We start from the raw sequence: 17,482 nt of genomic DNA on the forward strand, positions 1-17,482 counted from the left end.
TCCAGCTTTCCAGCGCTGTTTTCGGCTCTTTGAGCGCATGGCGCGATCGCCCTGCTGTCACGATGAGCACGCTTGCAGCTTGCCACGCAGGCTAATACCGTAGCGAGCTTTTCCTGCCTGCGGAGCCATCATGAACCTGGCCAGCCCTCGTTCTCTCTTTCTTCTGGCCTTCATCGGCTGCGTGCTGATGATGATCGCCGCACTCTACCTGGAGCATGTGGTCGGCCTGGCGCCATGCCCGCTGTGTGTCGTGCAGCGGATCTGCGTGATCGGCTTCGGCCTGGTCTGCCTGGTCGCCGCGCTGCACGGGCCGCGCAAGGCCGGACGGCGTGGCTATTCGATCCTGGCCCTGCTGTTCGCGCTGGCGGGTGGCGCGACGGCCATTCGGCAAATCTGGCTGCAAGGCCTGCCTGCCGACCAGTTGCCCAGTTGCCTGCCCAGCCTCGAATACATGATGGATGCACTGCCGTTCCAGGAGATTGCCCGCCTGGTGCTGCATGGCACGGCCGAGTGCGCCGAAGTCAGCTGGACCCTGCTCGGCATGAGCATTCCCGAATGGACCCTGTTGTCGTTCATCGGCATGACGCTGTTCTGTTTCTGGCAGTTGCTGCGCCGCGACTGAGGCGATTTGTCGCCGCGAGTGAATGATCGCTGCGCTGGGTGGTCAAGATTGCAGATCGGCGCGTTCCGCTCGCCTGCTCGAGCGCCGAACAATTGTCCGCGCAGCTTGAAGCTTCGATCGCCGGGGCTTAGTCTGCTCGGACAGCGTCTGACTCCGCCGTTGCGCGATCACTCGGCCAAGGCGATATCACCAGACAAACATGTCTCGGAAGGCGCAACAGACAATATCGATTAGGGAAGTGAGGTCATCATGCTCGAGAGCTGTCGGAACGCCCAGGAACGCTGGGGAGGTGTACACCTGCTGATCGACCGCTGGCTGCAGGAACGCCATGCACTGATCAAGGTATTCGATGAGCTGAAGGGCGCAGAGGCTGCGCTGAGCCGTCCGGCTTTGCAGAGCTTTTGTCAGATCCTGCTGGACTATGTCTCGGCGGGGCATTTCGAGATATACGAACAGCTGCTTCAGGAAGCCGAGGCCTTCGGCGACAAACGTGGCCTTGAGCTGGCCCATCAGATATACCCGCGCATCGAGGCCATTACCGATGTCGCCGTGGCATTCAACGATCGTTGTGACAAGGGCGACTGCCTGGACAGCCCAGGTCTGCATGACGAATTGCAGCATCTCGGACAGTTGCTCCACGAGCGTTTCGAGCTTGAAGATTGCCTGATCGAAGTTCTGCATATGGCGCACAAGCAGGCCGCAGCTGCGACCGTCTGAGTCGCACGCCGGCTCTGTCCGATAGCGTGTTGCTCGCAGTGCGGCTGCGTTCCGAAAGTCCGTAGAGGGCAGGGACGCCGAGTCATGCGCGCGAATATTCAGCGCGTAAAAGCTTCGCGGGCATGGCCCGCTCCGCAGGGGGGCGTCCATCGGCAGCAGCCAACAGGGACATAGCTTTTCACCGGCCTGCTAATATGGCCGGACCCATATCGCCAGGAGGCGTCTTCATGCCCGCGAAGAAAAAGTCGGTTACCACTCCGTTGCATCTGCTCGAGCAGCTCTCGCGCAGCCTGGTGGAACATTTGCAGAAAGCCTGCGACGACGCGCAGAAAGAGCCGGAGCTGCTGCTTGCCAAGCTCGAAAAGCAGCGTGGCAAGGTTCAGGAAAAACTGGTCAAGACTCGGGCCAGGCTCGACGAGGCGGGTAATGCTGGCAAGTCGAAAGCGCAGGCCAAGGCGCGCTCGAAACTGGCCGAACTGGATGACATGCTGGCGCTGCTGCAGGCGCGGCAAAACGAAACCCTGAGTTATCTGGCCGAACTCAAGCGTGATGCTGAAAAGAGTCTGACGCTGGCCCAAGGTGTTACCAAGGTCGGGCAGGCTGCCGTGCAGGCACTGGCCGCGCGCGACAAGGCTTCTGCGCCAGTCGCGAAAGCACCGGCACGGCCTTCTGCTCGGACTGCCAAGCCTGCAACCAAGGCTGCTCCAGCCAAGCCTGCAGCAGCTTCGACCCGTTCAGCCGCAGCCGCTACCCGTGCCCGCAAGCCTGCTGCGGCGCCGAAACCTGCCGCTCAGCCCGTCGCAGACAAGCCGACTGCAACCAAAGCGCCTGCTGCCCGTCCAGCCGCCAGTCGCGCCAAGCCCGCCACTGCGCCAAAGCCAGCCGCAACCCGGCCTGCTGCGGCAAAGAAACCCGCCACCCGCAAGCCGGCGGCGACCCCGGCGAGTGAATCCTGATCTCAGCTGTCCCGGCTTTTCCCCAGCGCCATCGCCGTGCGCCGCAGCTTTTCCAGCGGCGCACGGCTATCGCCACCGAGAGGGCTGCAAAGTGCGCCCAGCCAGTCGACTGATCCCTGCGCAGCCGTCCAGTGCTGCGTTGCCTGTTGCAGCCGGTCGAGCTGGATATATTCCGCATCCAGCTCCAGCTGCTTGACCCGCTCGCGCAAGGCGCTCAGTGCATCATCCGCCGCAGCCTGTTCGCGCCAGGCCTGGCGCAGGCTGCGCAGCGGTGCGACCACCTGAGCCTGCCAGTCATCGCCAAGCCGCCTCAGCTGTTGCAGACGCTCTGCCGTACAGGCGACGGCGTGTCGTTCCAGCCAGGCGCCTGCAAGCAACAGGCAGACATCCGCACCGGCGGCCTGCAGCTCAAGGCAGGCGCTTTCCACGCCAGGCTGTGCGTAGCAGGTCAGGGCAAAATCGCGCAAATCGTCAGGGGGCATCGGGGGTGATTTTTTTCATGGGCGCCCGGATGGATTCCAGGCGAACTGATAAACTCCGCCGCCATTATGATCCGACTTCAGAACCTGACTCTACAGCGTGGCCCCCAGCGTCTGCTGGAAGGCGCCGAGCTGACCCTGCATCCCGGCCAGAAAGTCGGGCTGGTCGGTGCCAATGGCGCCGGAAAATCCAGCCTGTTCGCCCTGCTGCGCGGCGAATTCACCCCCGATGGTGGCGACTGCCAGTTGCCGCCGGACTGGCGCATCGCCCATATGCGCCAGGAAGTCGATACGCTCGACCGCCTGGCCGTGGACTATGTGCTCGATGGCGATGTGCAGCTGCGGCGGATTCAGGCCGAGCTGGCGGCTGCCGAGGCCGGGCATGACGGCAGTGCGCTGGCGCGGTTGCATACCGAACTGGACAATGCCGACGGCTACAGCGCCGACGCGCGTGCGCGCAAGCTGCTCGCCGGCCTTGGCTTTGCCAACGAGCAGATGCTGCTGCCGGTGAGCAGTTTTTCCGGCGGCTGGCGGATGCGCCTGAACCTGGCGCAGGCGCTGATGTGCCCCTCCGACCTGCTGTTGCTCGACGAGCCGACCAACCACCTGGATCTGGATGCAATCCTCTGGCTGGAGGCCTGGCTGAAGAGCTATCCCGGCACCCTGATGCTGATTTCCCATGACCGCGACTTCCTCGATGAGGTGGTCGGCAACGTGGTGCATGTCGAGCAGCGCAAGCTGACCCTCTATCGCGGCGGCTATTCGGCCTTCGAGCGGGCACGTGCCGAGCGCCTGGCGCAACAGCAGCAGGCCTTCGAGAAGCAGCAGGCGCAACGCGAGCACATGGAGGATTTCATCCGCCGCTTCAAGGCCAAGGCGAGCAAGGCACGCCAGGCGCAGAGCCGGATCAAGGCGCTGGAGAGGCTCGAGGAGCTGGCGCCGGCGCATGTCGATTCGCCATTCGACTTCGTCTTCCGCGAAGCGGACAAGGTCTCCAGCCCCCTGCTGGACCTGGCCGAGGGCACGCTCGGCTACCCTGACAAGCGGGTGCTGGAGAAGGTCAAATTGCAGCTGGTGCCCGGTGCGCGCATCGGCCTGCTCGGCCCCAATGGCGCGGGCAAATCGACGCTGATCAAGACCCTGGCCAATGAGCTGCAACCCCTGGGCGGGCGCCTGCAGCGCGGCGAGAACCTGGTCATCGGCTATTTCGCCCAGCACCAGCTCGATGCGCTCGACGCCAAAGCCAGCCCGTTGCTGCACCTGCAACGCATCGCCCCGGGCGAGCGCGAGCAGGTGCTGCGCGACTTCCTCGGTGGTTTCGATTTTCGCGGCAACCGCTGCGATGAGCCGGTGCTCAACTTTTCCGGTGGCGAGAAGGCGCGCCTGGCGCTGGCGCTGATCGCCTGGGGCAAGCCCAACCTGCTGCTGCTGGACGAACCGACCAACCACCTGGATCTGGAGATGCGCCTGGCACTGACGCTGGCCCTGCAGGATTTCGAGGGTGCGGTGCTGGTGGTCTCGCATGATCGGCATCTGCTCAAAAGCACCACCGATGAATTTCTGCTGGTGGCCGAGGGGCGGGTCGTTTGCTTCGAAGGCGATCTTGAAGACTATGCTCGCTGGCTGGCCGACTACCGGGTTCGCCAGCAACCCGTCGCGGCGACCGTTTCGGCAGGCGAGAAGACCGACAAACGCATGCTGCGTCAGGCGGCTGCGGCGTTGCGCCAGCAACTGGCGCCCCTGAAGCGGCAGGCGGAAAAGCATGAAAAGGAGCTGGCCGGCGTGCATGAAAAGCTCGCGCTCGTCGAGGCGCGTCTCGCCGACAGCGCGCTCTACGAAGCGGCGCGCAAGGACGAACTGCGCGACCTGCTGGCCAGGCAGGCGGAGTTGAAGGCGTGCGAAGGCGCGCTGGAGGAGTCCTGGATGGAGGCGCTCGAGGCGCTGGAAGCTCTGCAGGGTCAACTTGAGGCCAACCCATGAACGAACAGTTGCTGATTCTTTCCCAGGAGTGGGGCGACCAGTTGCTGCTGGGCCTGCAGATCGTGCTGATCCTGCTGATCGCCTATATCCTGCAGCGCCTCGTGGTGCGTGGGCTGACGCGACTGGGCAGCCGCTATCCACTGCCGCCCGAGCTGTTGTTGCCGCTGCGTGGCGGCATCCGCTGGTTCATCATCGGCGGTGCGCTGATCATGGTGCTGGAGCGTTTCGGCGTTTCGGCAACGGTGCTCTGGACGGCCTTTTCCGGTTTCGTGGCGGTGGCGGCCATCGCCTTCTTCGCCATCTGGAGCGTGCTGTCGAACCTGCTCTGCGCCGTGCTGATCATGACCGTCGGCCCCTTTCGCCTCGGCGACCTGGTGGAGCTGGTGGAGAGCTTCGAGAAGCCGATCGTCAAGGGCCGGGTGATGGATATCAACCTGCTCTACACTACGCTGCAAGAGGTGAACGAAGACGGAACCGGCGCCACCGTGCAGGTGCCCAACAGTCTGTTCTTCCAGAAGGTCGTGCGTCGCTGGCGCGGGGCCGAGATCCAGTCAATCAAACCTATATCCCACGAGTAATCCCTTCATGGAATGGCTTAGCAGCCCTGAAATCTGGGTCGCGTTTCTGACCCTGACCGCCCTGGAAATCGTCCTGGGCATCGACAACATCATCTTCATCTCCATTCTGGTCAGCCGCCTGCCCAAGGCGCAGCAGCCCAAGGCACGGTTCTTCGGCCTGTCGCTGGCGATGGGTACGCGAATCCTGCTGCTGCTCTCGATCACCTGGGTCATGCGCCTGACCGCGGACCTGTTCACCGTCTGGGGCGAAGGCGTCTCCGGTCGTGACCTGATCCTGTTCTTCGGAGGGCTGTTCCTGCTGTTCAAGAGCACCATGGAAATCTGGCACAGCGTTGAGGGTGAGGAGGAAAAACCCGCCGATGCCGGTGGTGCGGCGAAGGCCGGCTTCACCAGCGTGATCCTGCAGATCGCCGTCATCGACATCATCTTCTCGCTGGACTCGGTCATCACTGCGGTGGGTCTGGTGGACAACGTGCCGGTGATGGTGGCGGCCATCGTCATCGCGGTCCTGGTGATGATGCTGTCCGCCGGCACCATCAGCGACTTCATCGAGAAGCACCCGACCCTGAAGATTCTCGCGCTGTCGTTCCTGATCGTGGTCGGCACCCTGCTGGTGGCCGAGGCGTTCGATGTGCACGTGCCCAAGGGCTACGTCTACTTCGCCATGGCCTTCTCGCTGGGCGTCGAGGCACTGAACATTCGCATGCGCAAGGCCATGAAGCGCCCGCTCAAGGAGCCGGTGAAACTGGGCAAGGATATGCCCGACCTGAAAGACTGAGGGCTGAGCCATGTCGCTTGAAGCCTGGTTGGCTTTCTTCGTCGCCTGCTGGGTGATCAGCCTGTCGCCGGGTGCCGGCGCCATCGCCTCGATGTCCTGCGGGTTGCGCTATGGCTTCTGGCGCGGCTACTGGAACGCCATTGGCCTGCAGCTGGCGCTGGTGCTGCAGATTGCCGTCGTCGCGGCGGGGGTGGGCGCGGTGCTGGCGGCTTCGTCGCTGGCGTTCAGCCTGATCAAGTGGTTCGGTGTCGCCTACCTGCTGTGGCTCGCGTTCCGGCAATGGCAGGCGATTCCCGAGGCGCTGGACGATTCGGCCATGCCACGGCCCATCGGGCGTCCGTTGGCACTGGTGTTCCGGGGCTTTCTGATCAATGCCAGCAATCCCAAGGCGATCGTCTTCATCCTGGCGGTGCTGCCGCAGTTTCTCGACCCGCAACGACCGCTCGTGCTGCAGTACGTGGAAATGGCGGCGACCATGGTGATGGTCGATCTGGTGGTGATGGCCGGCTATACGGGCCTGGCCGCCAGGGTCCTGCGGCTGCTGCGCACCCCGCGCCAGCAGCGCCTGGTCAACCGCAGCTTCGCGACGATGTTCGCCGCTGCCGCGGCATTATTGGCGACGGTGCGAAAAGCGGCGGCGTAGGTGGGTGTCGCTGCTCACATCCCATAGGGCCGAACTTGTTCGGCCTCTTGCGACAGGTGGCCGAACAAGTTCGGCCCTACAGCGGTGGGTGACGGTTTCCGTTGAAGCAGCGTGACCCACCTCCGTAGCTGCCGGCCCGGTGAGCCTTATTTGCTGACCGTCAGCTCCAGCACCCGGTCCACCAGCTTGTAGATGCCCGAGGCTGCTTCGCTGATCGATTGCGCCAGCATATAGGCGGGTGTGGTGATGAGTTTGTGTTTCGAATCCTCGGTGATCTCGCTGACCTCGCAGGGCTGGTGTTCGGCGCCCATGGTGCGCGCGGCAGCGGCTGCCGGATCATCATCATTGCCCAGGGTGCAGACCACGCCGGGGCCGAAGACCTGTGCGGCCATGGTCGGTGCGATACACATCATTCCGACGGGCTTGCCTGCCTGGGCAAAGGCCTGGGCGGCGGAGAGGACATCCGGCAGAACTTTGCAGTCGGCACCCTGACTGGCGAAGTCGGACAGATTCTTCGCCGCGCCGAAACCGCCCGGCATGATCAGGGCGTCGAACTCCACGGCATCCAGCTCGCGCAGGTCCTTGATCTCGCCACGGGCCAGGCGCGCCGATTCGGTCAGTACGTTACGAGACTCGGGCATTTCCTCGCCGGTGAGGTGATTGATCACGTGCAGCTGCGCAATGTTCGGTGCGAAGCATTGCACCTTGGCACCGCGCTGATCCAGCCGCAGCAGAGTGATGACGCTCTCGTAGATTTCCGAGCCGTCGTAGACGCCACAGCCGGAAAGAATCACGGCGACTTTCTTGTTCATGGTGGTACTCCTGGTCAAGTTCAAACGGCCCGGTATCAGGTCCTGACAGGGCGCTGCAGAATGTATTCGATGCTACTGCCTGGGGCGGATCAAGGTAAATCCCGCTCTGTAGTCTTGGATTCGCTGCAGGTGCGCGCGTTCATTGCTGCGCGCTGAATGCTCAAAGCACTGGCAGACATCGGCATGGCTGGCGACAATGGTCGGGCTTTGGCGTCGCGCCCATATCGCTGTCATGTTCTCGTCATATGGGCGGCCTATAACTGTCATGTTCGCCCGTTCTGCGGGCCAGGAGTTCGTCGTGAGTCTCGTTCCCGCCAGCCGGCTGTTCCCCGCCACTCGTCTGCGTCGTAATCGTCGTGATGATTTTTCCCGGCGCCTGGTGCGCGAGAACGTGCTGACAGTCGATGACCTGATTCTGCCGGTGTTCGTGCTCGACGGCGAAAACCGCCGCGAGCAGGTGCCCTCGATGCCGGGTGTGGAGCGGCTGTCCATCGACCTGCTGCTAAAGGAGGCTGAGGAACTGGTGGCGCTGGGTATCCCGGCGCTGGCGCTGTTCCCGGTCACGCCGCTGGAAAAGAAATCCCTCGACGCCGCCGAGGCCTGGAACCCCGACGGTATCGCCCAGCGCGCCACCCGTGCGCTGCGTGAGCGTTTTCCCGAGCTGGGCATCATCACCGACGTGGCGCTCGACCCCTTCACCACCCATGGCCAGGACGGCATCCTCGACGCGGACGGCTACGTGCAGAACGACGTCACCGTCGATGCGCTGGTCAGGCAGGCGCTGTCCCACGCCGAAGCCGGCGCCCAGGTGGTGGCGCCGTCGGATATGATGGACGGTCGCATCCAGGCCATTCGCGAGGCGCTGGAAGTGGCCGAGCACCACAACGTGCGCATCATGGCCTACTCGGCCAAGTACGCCAGCGCCTACTACGGGCCTTTCCGCGACGCGGTGGGCTCGGCGGCGAACCTGGGCAAGGGCAGCAAGAATACCTATCAGATGGACCCGGCCAACGGCGACGAGGCGCTGCACGAAGTCGGCGCCGATCTGGCCGAAGGCGCGGACATGGTGATGGTCAAGCCGGGCCAGGCGTATCTGGATATCGTCTGGCGGGTCAAGGAGGCCTTCAAGGCGCCCACTTTCGTCTATCAGGTCAGCGGCGAGTACGCCATGCACATGGCGGCGATCCAGAATGGCTGGCTGAGCGAAGCGGTGATCCTTGAGTCTTTGGTCGGCTTCAAGCGTGCCGGAGCCGATGGCATTCTCACCTATTTCGCCAAACAGGCGGCACAACAGTTGAAACGAGGGCAGTGAGCCCTCCGAGGCAGAGCGATGAACAGTCAAGAACTCAGCGAGCAGGGCCTGCAGGAGATCGTCAACGGTGAAGTGCTGGAACAGACGGTGTCCGAGGCGGAGCTGGTGACGCAGCCCGAAGTGGTCGAGGAAGCACCGGCGGTGGTGATTGCGGTGCCGAACCTGGACGACAGCAGCCTGTATATCCATCGCGAGCTGTCGCAGCTGCAGTTCAATATTCGTGTGCTGGAACAGGCGCTGGATGAATCCTGTCCGCTGCTGGAGCGGTTGAAGTTCCTGCTGATCTTCTCCAGCAACCTCGACGAGTTCTTCGAGATCCGCGTGGCGGGCCTGAAGAAGCAGGTCACCTACGCCCGCGAACAGGCCGGTGCCGATGGCCTGCAACCGCATCAGGCGCTGGCGCGGATTTCCGAGCTGGTGCATGAGCAGGTCGACCGCCAGTACAGCATCCTCAACGAGGTATTGCTGCCCGAACTGGCCAAGCAGCAGGTGCGTTTCATCCGCCGGCGTCACTGGACGGCCAAGATCAAGACCTGGGTGCGGCGCTATTTCCGTGAGGAAATCGCACCGATCATCACCCCCATTGGCCTCGATCCGACCCACCCGTTCCCGCTGCTGGTGAACAAGAGCCTGAACTTCATCGTCGAGCTGGAAGGCATCGATGCCTTCGGTCGCGACTCCGGCCTGGCGATCATTCCGGCGCCGCGACTGCTGCCGCGCATCATCCGCGTGCCCGAGGAAGTGGGCGGGCCGGGCGCCAACCATGTGTTCCTCTCGTCGATGATTCACGCCCACGCCGACGATCTGTTCCATGGCATGAAGGTCAAGGGCTGCTACCAGTTCCGCCTGACCCGCAACGCCGACCTGTCGGTGGATACCGAGGATGTCGAGGATCTTGCCCGCGCGCTGCGCGGCGAGCTGATGTCGCGGCGCTATGGCGATGCGGTGCGTCTGGAGGTCGTCGATACCTGCCCGGCGCATCTCGCCGATTTTCTGCTCAAGCAGTTCGGCCTGGGCGAGAGCGAGCTTTATCGTGTCAACGGTCCGGTCAACCTGACCCGGCTGTTCAGCGTCACCGGCCTGGACAGCCACCCGGAGCTGCAGTACACGCCGTTCACTCCGGCGATTCCGAAGCTGCTGCAGAACAGCGAAAACATCTTCAACGTGGTCGGCAAGCAGGACATCCTGCTGCTGCATCCCTATGAGTCCTTCACGCCGGTGATCGACCTCCTGCGCGAAGCCGCCAAGGACCCCTGCGTGCTGGCGGTCAAGCAGACGCTGTATCGTTCCGGGGCCAACTCGGAAATCGTCAATGCGCTGGTCGAGGCGGCGCGCAACGGCAAGGAAGTCACCGCGGTGATCGAGTTGCGGGCGCGCTTCGACGAGGAATCCAACCTGCAGCTGGCCAGTCGCCTGCAGCAGGCCGGGGCGGTGGTCATCTATGGTGTGGTGGGCTACAAGACTCACGCCAAGATGATGCTGATCCTGCGGCGCGAGAATGGCGAGCTGCGTCGCTACGCGCACCTGGGCACCGGCAACTACCACGCCGGTAACGCGCGGCTGTATACCGACTACAGCATGCTGACCTCCGATGATGCGCTCTGCGAGGACGTGTCCAAACTGTTCAGCCAGCTGATCGGCATGGGCAAGACCATGCGCATGAAGAAGCTCCTGCATGCGCCCTTCACCCTGAAGAAGACCCTGCTCGACCTGATCGCCCAGGAAACCCAGAATGCCGCCGAAGGCAAGCCTGCGCACATCATGCTCAAGGTCAACTCACTGACCGACCCGAAGATGATCAAGGCGCTGTACAAGGCCAGTCAGACGGGCGTGCGCATCGATCTGGTGGTGCGCGGCATGTGCTGCCTGCGTCCGGGGATTGCCGGGGTGTCGCACAATATCCAGGTGCGCTCGATCATTGGCCGCTTCCTCGAACACAGTCGGGTGTTCTACTTCTTCAACGGCGGCGACGAGAAGCTCTACCTGTCCAGCGCCGACTGGATGGAGCGCAACCTCGACCGGCGAGTGGAAACCTGCTTCCCGGTGGAAGGCAAGAAACTGCTGACACGGGTGAAAAAGGAACTGGAAGCGTTCCTGACCGACAACACTCTGAGCTGGCTGCTGCAACCCGACGGCAGCTACGTGCGTAACAGCCCCAGTGGCAACCAGCTTCCACGCAACGTTCAGGGCACCCTGCTGGAGCGGCTGACCAGCCCGCCGGTCGGCGGGCGCTGAGCGCTTTCAGCTTGTGTGCTGGCTTCTGTGGGAGCGGCTTCAGCCGCGATATTCGTGGATAAAGCGGAACGCCGCCCGACCGCTCCCACAGGTTCGTTGCCTGTGGGAGTGACTTCAGTCACGCAGCTTTCTCGGCTTTTCAGCAGGCCCTGGCTTTCCAGGGCCTCGGCAGCCTATTTCACCCGCAGTTCATAACCGACCCGTGCCAGCCAGGCGGCTTCGGCTTCGAAGTCGGCGCGGGTCAGCGGGTTGGCTTCCAGCCAGCCATCCGGGAAAACCAGTTCGAGGCTGCGCTCAGCCGGCTTCAGTTGCACCTCGGAAGCGGTGTGGCAGCGGATATGGTGGAACAGAATGGCGAAGCGCAGAAGGATGCACAGGCGTACCAGGGTATCGGCGTCGGCGCCGGTTTCGCTGAACTTGTCCTGCGGGATGTTGCGTCGATGGCCGCGTACCAGCAGGGCCAGCATGAGTTGATCCTGGCGGGAAAAACCCGGCAGGTCCGAGTGCTCGATCAGGTAGGCGCCGTGCTTGTGGTAGTGATAGTGGGCGATGTCCAGGCCCACCTCATGCACGCGCGCGGCCCAGGCCAGCAGTTCGCGGTGCCAGTCCTCATTCAGGCCCCAGTCGGTCGCGACCTGATCGAAGGCTTCCAGCGCCTTGCTCTCGACGCGCGCGGCCTGTTCCGTATCCACGTGGTAGCGTTCCATGAGGAAGCTCAGAGTGCGGTCACGGATGTCTTCCTGATGATGGCGGCCAATCAGGTCGTAGAGCACGCCTTCGCGCAGGGCGCCTTCGGAATGGGCCATGGCGTTCAGTTCCAGAGCGTCGAAGATGGCTTCGAGGATCGCCAGACCCGCCGGGAAAATACTGCGCCGATCCGGTTTGACGCCCTCGATGTCGATCTTTTCCACGTCGCCGAGTTTGAACAGCTTGCGCTTGAGCCAGCCAATGCCTTCGCGGGTGACCTCGCCGTTGCCCAGGCCGGCGCCCTTGATGCCCAGGCCGACCGCGCGGATGGTGCCGGACGCACCGACCGCGTCCTGCCAGCCGAGTCGGCGCAGACCATGCTCGATGCTCATCAACTCCAGGCGAGCTGCCGTGTAGGCTTGGGCGTAACGTGCCGGGGTGATCTTGCCGTCACGGAAAAAACGCTGGGTGAAACTCACGCAGCCCATCTGCAGGCTTTCGCGCAGGTGTGAGTCGAAGCCTTCGCCGATGATGAATTCGGTACTGCCGCCGCCGATATCGACCACCAGGCGCTTGCCGGCTGCGCTCGGGAAGGTGTGGGCGACCCCCAGGTAGATCAGGCGCGCTTCCTCGCGTCCGGAAATGACCTCGACCTGATGATTGACGATGGCTTCCGCCTGGCGGATGAACAACGCCCGGTTGCGGGCTTCGCGCAAGGCGTTGGTGCCGACCACGCGCACAGCCCCCTGGGGCAGATGATTGACCAGTTGAGCAAAGCGGCGCAGGCAGTCGAGGCCGCGTTCCATGGCATCCTCGTCCAGCATGCGCTGTTCGTTGATGCCGGCGGCCAACTGGACCTTTTCGCCGAGCCGTTCGAGGATGCGCACTTCACCATTGCTGATGCGTGCCAGCACCATGTGGAAGCTGTTCGATCCCAGATCGAGGCCGGCGATCAGTGGAAAGGGTTCGGCGGCTGGTTGGCGCATGGGCTGATCTCTGTGAAAAATCGTGACATCCTGACACGATCATCGGCATACGCCAACGCGCAACACCCTGCAATACTCCCCGTTGGGGTCTGTCTGGTGGTCTAGTGGGCCGCCATGCGGCAATGGGCTTGGCGATGGACTGCGACTTTCGGTCCTTACCAAGCCGGGCTATCATGGCGTCACTTTCGGTTTTCACCCTGGAGACATTCCATGAGCGAGCACATCAACAATGTCAGCGACAGCAGCTTCGAGCAGGATGTGCTCCAGGCGGACGGTCCTGTTCTGGTCGATTACTGGGCGGAGTGGTGTGGCCCGTGCAAAATGATCGCGCCGGTACTCGACGAGATTGCCAAGGAGTACGAAGGCAAGCTCAAGGTTTGCAAGCTGAACATTGACGAGAACCAGGAAACACCGCCCAAGTATGGCGTGCGTGGTATTCCGACCCTGATGCTGTTCAAGAACGGCAACGTCGAAGCCACCAAGGTTGGGGCACTTTCCAAGTCTCAGCTGGCAGCGTTTCTCGACAGCAACATCTGAGCCTCGCTCCGCTAAGGCCCCTGCAATCGCGGGGGCTTTTTGCTGCAACGGGGTGGACGCCTCGCCTGAGCGATGCTAAATTCGGCCTCGCGACGATTCTTCCGTCGCCCTCTGCATTCGTCGCCGACGCACTTCAGCCTCATATCGCACAACGACCCGTTCGTATTCTGCTGCGCGGCTTCTCAAGCTAATCGCTTCATCCTTCCTGATCTCTTCCTATGAATCTGACCGAACTCAAGCAAAAGTCCATCACCGATCTGCTGGAAATGGCCGAACAGATGGGCATCGACAACATGGCCCGTTCGCGCAAGCAGGACGTGATTTTTTCCCTGCTCAAGAAACACGCGAAAAGCGGCGAGGAAATCTCCGGTGACGGCGTGCTGGAGATCCTCCAGGATGGCTTTGGCTTCCTGCGCTCCGCGGATTCTTCCTACCTGGCCGGCCCTGACGATATCTACGTCTCGCCCAGCCAGATCCGCCGCTTCAATCTGCGTACTGGCGACAGCATCGTCGGCAAGATTCGGCCACCGAAGGAAGGTGAGCGTTACTTCGCACTGCTCAAGGTCGACTCGATCAACTTCGATCGTCCGGAAAACGCCAAGAACAAGATCCTCTTCGAGAACCTCACGCCGCTGTTCCCCAACGAGCGCCTGAAGATGGAAGCCGGCAACGGCTCCACCGAAGACCTGACCGGTCGCGTGATCGATCTCTGCGCGCCGATCGGCAAGGGCCAGCGCGGCCTGATCGTCGCCCCGCCGAAGGCGGGCAAGACCATCATGCTGCAGAACATCGCGAGCAACATCACCCGCAACAACCCCGAGTGCCATCTGATCGTCCTGCTGATCGACGAGCGCCCGGAAGAAGTGACCGAAATGCAGCGCACCGTGCGCGGCGAAGTGGTCGCTTCCACTTTCGACGAGCCGCCGACCCGCCACGTTCAGGTCGCCGAGATGGTCATCGAGAAGGCCAAGCGCCTGGTCGAGCACAAGAAGGATGTGGTCATCCTGCTCGACTCCATCACCCGTCTGGCGCGTGCCTACAACACCGTGATTCCCAGCTCCGGCAAGGTGCTCACCGGTGGTGTCGATGCCCACGCGCTGGAAAAACCCAAGCGCTTCTTCGGCGCCGCGCGCAACATCGAGGAGGGCGGCAGCCTGACCATCCTCGCTACCGCGCTGGTGGAAACCGGCTCGAAGATGGACGAGGTGATCTACGAGGAATTCAAGGGCACCGGCAACCTGGAGCTGCAGCTGGATCGCCGCATCGCCGAGAAGCGCGTGTTCCCGGCCATCAACATCAACCGCTCCGGCACCCGCCGCGAAGAGTTGCTGACCAGCGAGGAAGAGTTGCAGCGCATCTGGATTCTGCGCAAGCTGCTGCACCCGATGGATGAAAGTGCCGCCATCGAGTTCCTCCTCGACAAGCTCAAGGACACCAAGACCAACGACGAATTCTTCATGTCCATGAAGCGTAAGTGATCGACAGGCGGCGAGCCGCCTGAGGCTGAAGGCTGGAGGCGGGACGAGACCTGGTTTTTCGTCCGGCCTCCGGCCTTCGGCGCTTTTATCGAGAAGCCTGATGAAATACACCGACCTGCGCGATTTCATTCGCGTCCTCGAACAGCGCGGCGAGCTCAAGCGCATAGCCGTGCCGGTTTCCCCCGTTCTGGAAATGACCGAGATCTGCGACCGTACGTTGCGCAAGCAGGGGCCGGCGCTGCTCTTCGAGAACCCGACCGGCTTCGACATGCCCGTGCTGGGTAACCTGTTCGGCACGCCTGAACGTGTTGCGCTGGGCATGGGGGCTGACTCGGTGAGCGAGTTGCGCGAGATCGGCAAGTTGCTGGCCTATCTGAAGGAGCCGGAGCCACCCAAGGGGCTCAAGGATGCCTGGAGCAAGCTGCCGATCTTCAAGAAGGTCATCAGTATGGCGCCCAAGGTGCTCAAGGATGCACCCTGTCAGGAAGTGATCGTCGAAGGTGAGGATGTCGATCTGTCCGCGTTGCCGGTGCAGACCTGCTGGCCGGGTGATGCGGCACCGCTGATCACCTGGGGCCTGACCATCACCAAGGGTCCCAACAAGGAGCGGCAGAACCTGGGCATCTACCGCCAGCAGGTGATTGGCCGCAACAAGGTCATCATGCGCTGGCTCAGCCATCGTGGCGGTGCGCTGGACTATCGCGAGTGGTGTGAAAAGTACCCGGACCGGCCCTATCCGGTGGCGGTGGCGCTCGGTGCCGATCCGGCGACCATCCTGGGTGCGGTCACGCCAGTACCTGATTCGCTGTCCGAATATGCCTTTGCCGGCCTGCTGCGCGGTTCGCGCACCGAACTGGTGAAATGTCGCGGCAGCGACCTGCAGGTGCCGGCCGGAGCGGAAATCGTGCTTGAAGGGCATATCTATCCCGGCGAGATGGCCGACGAAGGTCCCTATGGCGACCACACCGGCTACTACAACGAGGTAGACAGCTTCCCGGTATTCACCGTCGAGCGCATCACCCACCGCAAGGACCCGATCTACCACAGCACCTACACCGGGCGCCCGCCGGACGAGCCGGCGATTCTCGGCGTGGCGCTGAACGAAGTGTTCGTGCCGATCCTGCAGAAGCAGTTCCCGGAGATCGTCGACTTCTACCTGCCGCCCGAAGGCTGCTCGTATCGCATGGCGGTGGTGACCATCAAGAAGCAGTACCCTGGCCATGCCAAGCGGGTGATGCTCGGCGTGTGGAGCTTCCTGCGCCAGTTCATGTACACCAAGTTCGTCATCGTCACTGACGATGACATCAACGCCCGTGACTGGAACGATGTGATCTGGGCCATTACCACGCGCATGGATCCCAAGCGCGACACAGTGCTGATCGACAATACGCCGATCGACTACCTCGACTTCGCCTCGCCGATCTCCGGCCTGGGTTCGAAGATGGGCCTCGATGCGACACACAAGTGGCCAGGTGAGACCAGCCGCGAATGGGGGCGCGCCATCGTCCAGGACCCGGCGGTGAAGCGGCGTGTGGATGAACTCTGGTCGCAGCTGGGCATCGACTGACATAACTGAAAGAGGCGGGTAACAGGCCGTTGAAAGCGCAGATGGTTTTCGATGGTCTGTTGGAACTCGTCCGGAGCCTTGGCGGGCCTGCCCCGTTCAATGGATGACGTGCATATGAAAGTAACCTTGCAACCTGCCGGCACCGTGCTCGATGTCCGGTCGGGCGAACGCATTCTCGATGCTGCCAAGCGACTGGGCTACGAATGCCCGCAAAGCTGTCGCAACGGCAATTGCCATATCTGCGCCTCGCTTCTGGTGGAAGGCCGCGTGCGCCAAGGCGACGAGATTCGTGATCATGGCGAGCTGCTGGCCTGCATGGCCGAGCCGCTGGAGGATTGCGTGGTGCTCTGGGATGGTGTGCTGGCGCCGGGCGAGCTGCCTGCGCGGGAACTGAGTTGCCAGCTGGCGGAGTGCCAGGAGCTGGGCGGCGATGTGGTGCGTCTGGTGTTGAGGCTGCCTGCAGGGCGACAGCCGCGCTATTACGCGGGGCAGTACCTGCTGCTACAGCGCGAGGATGGTGAATGGTCGGCGTTTTCCCTGGCTTCTGCGCCGGGCTCTGGTCGTGAACTGGAGCTGCATGTGCTGGCGCGCGAGGATTCGGTCATCGAGCTGCTGGCATTCATCCGCAGACAAGGTTTTGCCCGCATCCAGCTGCCATTCGGTGATACCCATCTGGCGGAGCTGCCCGAGGGGCCGTTGGTGCTGATCGCTGCAGGAACCGGTATGGCGCAGATGCATAGCCTGATCGAATATTGCCGTGCGGCCGGTTTCGTGCATCCGGTACATCTGTACTGGGGCGTGCGCCGCCCCGAGGATTTTTATCAGCTGCCGCACTGGGACGAATGGTTGGGCATGCCCAACCTGCACCTGCATCGGGTGGTCAGCGACGTCTGTGGCTGGGAGGGGCGCTGCGGCATGCTGCACGAGGCGGTCTGCGAAGACTTTGCCGACCTCAAGCCGCTGCACGTCTATGCCAGTGGCTCGCCGGCCATGGTTTACGGCACTCTGGATGCGCTGGTGGGAGCTGGGATGGACCCGCATCAGATGCGTGCCGATGTGTTCGCTTATGCACCGCGCGAAGTCTGAGGAAAGCGTGAAGGAAAAACGCCGGGCTA

At 62.8% G+C, this 17,482-nt stretch carries 16 protein-coding genes; 13 read left to right on the plus strand and 3 right to left on the minus strand.

Translation table 11 applies throughout. The annotated features are described in order from the left end of the window. Positions 1-130 precede the first annotated feature (130 nt). From ACYCFC_RS18800 to ACYCFC_RS18810, 3 genes are all read left to right on the plus strand, one after another. Positions 131-622, plus strand: coding sequence for a disulfide bond formation protein B (locus tag ACYCFC_RS18800; protein WP_459652560.1), 492 nt, complete (start codon positions 131-133; stop codon positions 620-622). 249 nt (positions 623-871) lie between these two features. Continuing rightward, positions 872-1,339, plus strand: coding sequence for a sigma D regulator (gene rsd / locus ACYCFC_RS18805; protein ID WP_181082825.1), 468 nt, complete (start codon positions 872-874; stop codon positions 1,337-1,339). Positions 1,340-1,566: 227 nt separating this feature from the next. Further along, positions 1,567-2,295 (plus strand): AlgP family protein, encoded by a 729-nt coding sequence (locus ACYCFC_RS18810; protein ID WP_459652561.1) that lies wholly within the window; start codon positions 1,567-1,569, stop codon positions 2,293-2,295. 2 nt (positions 2,296-2,297) lie between these two features. Here the strand turns inward: ACYCFC_RS18810 and ACYCFC_RS18815 are convergent, their stop codons facing one another. Further along, the gene (locus tag ACYCFC_RS18815) at positions 2,298-2,777 is read right to left on the minus strand and encodes a TIGR02444 family protein (RefSeq protein WP_459652562.1); all 480 of its coding nucleotides are present in this window, start codon (positions 2,775-2,777) and stop codon (positions 2,298-2,300) included. Between the two features lie 66 nt (positions 2,778-2,843). Between ACYCFC_RS18815 and ACYCFC_RS18820 the strand changes: the two genes are divergently transcribed. The 4 genes from ACYCFC_RS18820 to ACYCFC_RS18835 are packed head-to-tail and all read left to right on the plus strand — an operon-like array spanning position 2,844 to position 6,753. Then, positions 2,844-4,754: an ATP-binding cassette domain-containing protein gene (locus tag ACYCFC_RS18820; protein ID WP_459652563.1), complete on the plus strand. Its 1,911-nt coding sequence runs from the start codon at positions 2,844-2,846 to the stop codon at positions 4,752-4,754. Then, on the plus strand, positions 4,751-5,332 hold the full coding sequence (locus ACYCFC_RS18825) for a mechanosensitive ion channel domain-containing protein (protein ID WP_459652564.1): 582 nt from the start codon (positions 4,751-4,753) through the stop codon (positions 5,330-5,332). The genes ACYCFC_RS18820 and ACYCFC_RS18825 overlap by 4 nt, the downstream gene beginning before the upstream one ends. A 7-nt stretch (positions 5,333-5,339) precedes the next feature. After that, on the plus strand, positions 5,340-6,110 hold the full coding sequence (locus ACYCFC_RS18830; RefSeq protein WP_459652565.1) for a TerC family protein: 771 nt from the start codon (positions 5,340-5,342) through the stop codon (positions 6,108-6,110). Between the two features lie 10 nt (positions 6,111-6,120). Next, on the plus strand, positions 6,121-6,753 hold the full coding sequence (locus ACYCFC_RS18835) for a LysE family transporter (protein ID WP_459652566.1): 633 nt from the start codon (positions 6,121-6,123) through the stop codon (positions 6,751-6,753). A 146-nt stretch (positions 6,754-6,899) separates the two neighbouring features. Here the strand turns inward: ACYCFC_RS18835 and elbB are convergent, their stop codons facing one another. Continuing rightward, positions 6,900-7,565: an isoprenoid biosynthesis glyoxalase ElbB gene (elbB, locus tag ACYCFC_RS18840; RefSeq protein WP_181082832.1), complete on the minus strand. Its 666-nt coding sequence runs from the start codon at positions 7,563-7,565 to the stop codon at positions 6,900-6,902. A gap of 298 nt (positions 7,566-7,863) precedes the next feature. Here elbB and hemB point away from each other — a divergent pair, with 298 nt between their 5' ends. Together hemB and ppk1 are read left to right on the plus strand one after the other, a co-directional pair. Further along, the gene (gene hemB, locus ACYCFC_RS18845) at positions 7,864-8,877 is read left to right on the plus strand and encodes a porphobilinogen synthase (RefSeq protein WP_459652567.1); all 1,014 of its coding nucleotides are present in this window, start codon (positions 7,864-7,866) and stop codon (positions 8,875-8,877) included. A gap of 18 nt (positions 8,878-8,895) precedes the next feature. After that, positions 8,896-11,112 carry a polyphosphate kinase 1 gene (gene ppk1 / locus ACYCFC_RS18850; protein WP_181082834.1) on the plus strand — a complete coding sequence of 739 codons (2,217 nt, stop codon included), beginning with the start codon at positions 8,896-8,898 and terminating at the stop codon, positions 11,110-11,112. 173 nt (positions 11,113-11,285) lie between these two features. Here the strand turns inward: ppk1 and ppx are convergent, their stop codons facing one another. Then, positions 11,286-12,785 (minus strand): exopolyphosphatase, encoded by a 1,500-nt coding sequence (ppx, locus tag ACYCFC_RS18855; RefSeq protein WP_459652568.1) that lies wholly within the window; start codon positions 12,783-12,785, stop codon positions 11,286-11,288. Between the two features lie 210 nt (positions 12,786-12,995). Between ppx and trxA the strand changes: the two genes are divergently transcribed. From trxA to ACYCFC_RS18875, 4 genes are all read left to right on the plus strand, one after another. After that, the gene (gene trxA, locus ACYCFC_RS18860; RefSeq protein WP_181082836.1) at positions 12,996-13,322 is read left to right on the plus strand and encodes a thioredoxin TrxA; all 327 of its coding nucleotides are present in this window, start codon (positions 12,996-12,998) and stop codon (positions 13,320-13,322) included. A 218-nt stretch (positions 13,323-13,540) separates the two neighbouring features. After that, positions 13,541-14,800 (plus strand): transcription termination factor Rho, encoded by a 1,260-nt coding sequence (rho, locus tag ACYCFC_RS18865; protein WP_181082837.1) that lies wholly within the window; start codon positions 13,541-13,543, stop codon positions 14,798-14,800. A gap of 100 nt (positions 14,801-14,900) precedes the next feature. Then, a complete protein-coding gene (gene ubiD / locus ACYCFC_RS18870; RefSeq protein ID WP_459652569.1) occupies positions 14,901-16,367 on the plus strand; it encodes a 4-hydroxy-3-polyprenylbenzoate decarboxylase in 1,467 nt (488 codons plus the stop codon). Between the two features lie 114 nt (positions 16,368-16,481). After that, on the plus strand, positions 16,482-17,453 hold the full coding sequence (locus tag ACYCFC_RS18875; RefSeq protein ID WP_459652570.1) for a CDP-6-deoxy-delta-3,4-glucoseen reductase: 972 nt from the start codon (positions 16,482-16,484) through the stop codon (positions 17,451-17,453). The last annotated feature ends 29 nt before the right edge of the window (positions 17,454-17,482 follow it).

Source organism: Stutzerimonas sp. NM35 (genome assembly GCF_054604355.1).